At 40.7% G+C, this 4,126-nt stretch carries 3 protein-coding genes and 1 pseudogene; all 4 read right to left on the bottom strand.

Annotated features, from left to right (window positions below; genetic code table 11):
• A partial coding sequence (locus tag H5T41_10730) for a hypothetical protein (protein ID MBC7109233.1) occupies nt 1-455 on the bottom strand: 455 nt, incomplete at its 3' end.
• 311 nt (nt 456-766) lie between these two features.
• A complete protein-coding gene (locus H5T41_10725; GenBank protein MBC7109232.1) occupies nt 767-1,681 on the bottom strand; it encodes a DUF3800 domain-containing protein in 915 nt (304 codons plus the stop codon).
• Nucleotides 1,678-2,259: a hypothetical protein gene (locus tag H5T41_10720; GenBank protein ID MBC7109231.1), complete on the bottom strand. Its 582-nt coding sequence runs from the start codon at nt 2,257-2,259 to the stop codon at nt 1,678-1,680. Before H5T41_10720 ends, H5T41_10725 begins: the two co-directional genes overlap by 4 nt.
• A gap of 1,045 nt (nt 2,260-3,304) precedes the next feature.
• Nucleotides 3,305-4,126 (bottom strand): annotated as a pseudogene (locus H5T41_10715) (Eco57I restriction-modification methylase domain-containing protein).

Here is a 4,126-nt window from a genome sequence, read left to right as displayed (position 1 = left end):
AAATCGGAAACTTTTATCCCGTTTTTTCTGAGTATTCCGAAGTCAAAAAGCTCCTTTCTGGTTCTGATTATCCTGACTGGTATCCCATTCACGTGAATAATTTTTGTCCTCGCTATCTTATCGTTAATTATGAAAATTGTCGTATAGTGTTCGTGGGTTAACCCATTCAAAACCAATGCCGTGAACAGGCCAAAGTACCAGTTCTTCGTTATTTTGCTCATTCCCAGTAAAAGAAGCTTGTAGATGGAGGGTGAACTTTTAAGAGAAAACTCGACTGGCGTTTTAACATAATAAAGTCCCCTCAGAATCCTTATAAGATAGCCATATTGGATGAGGTAATTCACGAGGTAGTCAACGTCATCTACTTTTAAATAAGCGGAGAGTTTTTCGAGTTCTTCCCGGGTTATAACTTTGCCCCCAAATTCAGCGAGGAGTATCTGGGTGATCGGTCTCATGATGTTAATTTTGAATAACAACCTATAAAAAATTAGTGGTTGTTATTCAAATTGGACCCTAAGTGAAGGGGTGACCACTAGTGAGGGGACATCACTAGGAGAGTTATGTTAAAATACACAACCCCGAGATCCCTTTTGGAGGGTTTCTAACTTCCAAAACGGCATTCGTTGAACTTCTGAGAGAACTCTTTGAGGGCATGTCTGGCTGCTTTTTTGAAGGATCGCCTGTAGCGCCGCTTCATTCTGAGGGTGTGGTGTATCACGATGAGTTCGGAGGTGGGGTTAAAGCCTTTTCTCCGGATAATGAATGGCTAAAAATACTTAAGAATCCCCACTGGAAAGTCATTTGTTGGTCTACCATCTTCATCAGGGAATCGCCATAGTTGAACACTAGTTTTTATGTATTTCCAGTTTGGGGACAGATCTTTATCTGCATAAAGAATGTTAAACATTTTCTTCCCAAGTTCAAGCTTTGTTGGTTTTTTAGACGGTTCAATAACTTGTTTAAGACTTCCTAAAAGCAGATCGGTCAGTTGAATTAATTCTCCGTCCGGTGATTTCTCTGATGAATTAACTAGCACCAGGGGATCTTTCTCAAACCGAATCTTGGGAATAGCAATCCTTCTGTTCAATTTTTCAAGTATGGAGTCCATCCAAACTCGAAAAGGCACATATTTATCAAAGTTATCGAGTAGCTCTCCCGTAGGAGATGTCTTTCTGTCCTTGCTATCTGAGTAAATTTTAAGTGTTATTTCTGGATAGTTTGAATAGAACTTTTTTATCCCTGCTTTTATGGCTAGTGCAGTAAATCTGTTGTAAATGTGGAAGTTTTCCTTGAAATTTCCTCGCATAAAGCTCGGGCTTTTCTGGTCTACAATAAGAGCACTGAACTTAACGTTCCTGTGAAGGGTATCTAAGTACTTGTCCATCCATTCAATTGCTACTTTTTCTTTTAGAGATTTTGGGTGATTTGGTTTTCCATTTAACTTTCTGAAATGAATTTCACCATAATATTCATATTTGTCCCTAACTTTGTGAAGAGTCTCATACACATAGTTGAGCTTATGCTGAGGCATATACACGAGGCCTATTAGCAAATACCCTTTCTTCTTTATCTCGCTTTCATCGTGATAAACGTTTATTCGCCTGTCGTCGAACACGTCTCCGAATAGAGTCATTTGAGGAGGCGCTGGCATTTTAAGACCTCCACCTTTGTATTTTGTCAATCCTCTCCGTCGTCTTCATGGGCCCTCTTTCGGAGGTCTTTCATGATCCGCTTCATAAGCCGATCTGCTCCAGTCTGTTTGTTAAATTCCTCCAAAAGCCTGTTTAGAGTAATTTCGAATTGTACCTGCTTTTCGCTTTGAGTCAATTCCACCGATTTTGAAACATGATAAAGAAAGTCCCAGCCCGGCTTATCCCCTTCAAAGGCAACCATGACTTCTTTTAACAGAAGCCAGTCTTCAGGTTCTAACAGCTTTTCAAACTCCTCTTTGTGGGCAACGAAGAAAAGAACAAGGTTTTTAGTGGCGTTTAGCAGGTCTTCATAGTCATTCTTGAGGGTATCCACGATTTCCCTGGCTTTTTTGTCGGGATTTTCGGGATCTAAGATGTATGAATAAACAGCGTAATCACTGAGGGCATGCGAATAATCTCTGAAAAACTTCAGAATCGCGGATTCCAGGTCATCAAAGAACGGCTGTCCCCGTGCAATCAGAGCTTCTCTGAGCTTTTTCAACTTGATCTTTTTCCATATCTTGTTCAGGACGCCGATGGTGTAGGGGAGAAATTGAAAGGCATCCATCGGCTTACCTCCCCTTCGAAAACGTCTTCGCCTTCACCAGTCGGAGTTTAACAATAGTAGCGAGCTCCCTATAAGCCTCAGTAACTTCTGTTCCAGACAAACCAATACTTTCAAATATAGCCTTATTTAGTTCAAACCTATCAGATTTGATTTTCTTCTCTGTTATTTTTGAGGGGTCAACTTCCTCAGCATTTGAGATGTCACTTTTGAGTTTAGGTAATCCTACTTCTATGAATATTGACTCAATTTTTCTTTTTGAAAGCTCAGTGAAATGATGAATTATTTGTTTGGCCTTATCCCTAGGTATACTCTCCGGATTTACCAAGATAACCCGTTTCCAACTTTGGACATCAACATCAGCAATGGCTTGGGCTCCTGTCAATTGTCTACTCTCGATTTCCATACTCAAATGAGGAATTGCACTGTTTAGAATAGCAGCTAATAGCAGTGTATACTCATCAACTTCTTCGCCTTTGAATGAAAGTGGAATAACTCCATAGAACAGTTTGTCCTCTAAAAATAACTTCGGGTTTAATGCCACAATATACCTTTCTCCAACTTTCTCAGAAACTAATATTGGAGCTCCAGTTCTAACTCCAAGATTCCACCAAGGTTTCCTACTTTTGCATGTTGGTCGAGTATGATATTTGTTTAGCTCTCCCCACTCAATATAATTCAAAGCATGAATGAATCCCCGAGATATAAGGTTATCTTTTGAATAAGGACAAATAAACGCTAAGTTATTCAAAAGCTCTTCTTTTACAATAACAGACTCTACTTCTTTCAAAGTCTTAACTACGGGCTTTAGCAGACTTCTTTCAAGGTATCCAATCCATCCAGAATCACTGTACACCCATTGATAATTATTATCTCCCTGATGATTTCTACCGCACACTGGGCAACTCCCTCTGCTGGCAGACTCAATTATGTGTTCAAGTTCAGAAATAAGTTTGTCTTCCTCTGGCGACCGATTTTTCTTTTTCTTTAGACTGTCTAGTTTGGATCTAGCTTTTTTGAGTGCCTTTTCAAGATCTTTGGGCGTTGTTATTGGCGTCAAATAAAAGAACTCGTTTGCCCCAGTTGTGAAGCCCCTCCTGACCTCTGCAATCTCCCCAAGCTTCACCAGCTTGCCCTTTCCTTTATCAAGGATAACATAGAATATCCTTGGAGCCCTTATGAGTATCCCGCCCCACTTCATACCGCTGTACTCGCCGAAGATGTTGTAGGAGCCGAGCAGGAGGTTCTTTGTACCCATCTCAAGCCCGCCCATCTTTGCGAGCTCTACAGCTTTGACGCTCCTCACCCTGATGTCATCGTCCTCGTAGGAGTATACTTTTCCTCCGAAGACTTCGACTTCCTTAACTTTTCCGGCATAACATTCGAGCATCTTTTCTATTATTTCACGGCTCAGTTCATCAAAGCTCCTCTTTAGGAGGACAAAGTTCACACAACCCTCATCAACGGTGTTAAACAGCTCTTTGGGTTTTCTAGTTAGCACGGTGATTACGGTATTTACATCGGCCTGCTCAAAAGACCTTGTCGTGTAGTCAATAATCCTCTTCAAGTTCGTGAACCTCAGGAAGAACTCCTGCAGAGATGTTCCATAATCAACATCAAGCCATGAGTTGGAGGTAATGAACACTAGAGCTCCTTTGGGGTTGAGCAGGTTGACACCTTGGATGAAGAAATAAACATATAAATCGCTCCTCTTGTTCAGCTTCATCTCGTGCTCAAACTTCTCTTTGATTATTGTCTTCATATGCTCGATTATCTTCTCCTTGTATTCCTTCTTTAATCTATCCTGTTCTTTCTTTGGAAGCATCTGAAACTCTGCCAAGTCGTAATACTCTGGATAAATCTTTTCCTG

It is taken from the genome of Methanomassiliicoccales archaeon (assembly GCA_014361295.1).
Lineage (GTDB): Archaea > Thermoplasmatota > Thermoplasmata > Methanomassiliicoccales > JACIVX01 > JACIVX01.
Note: the sequence above shows the minus strand (reverse complement) of the source record. Positions and strands in the feature narration are given on the sequence as shown.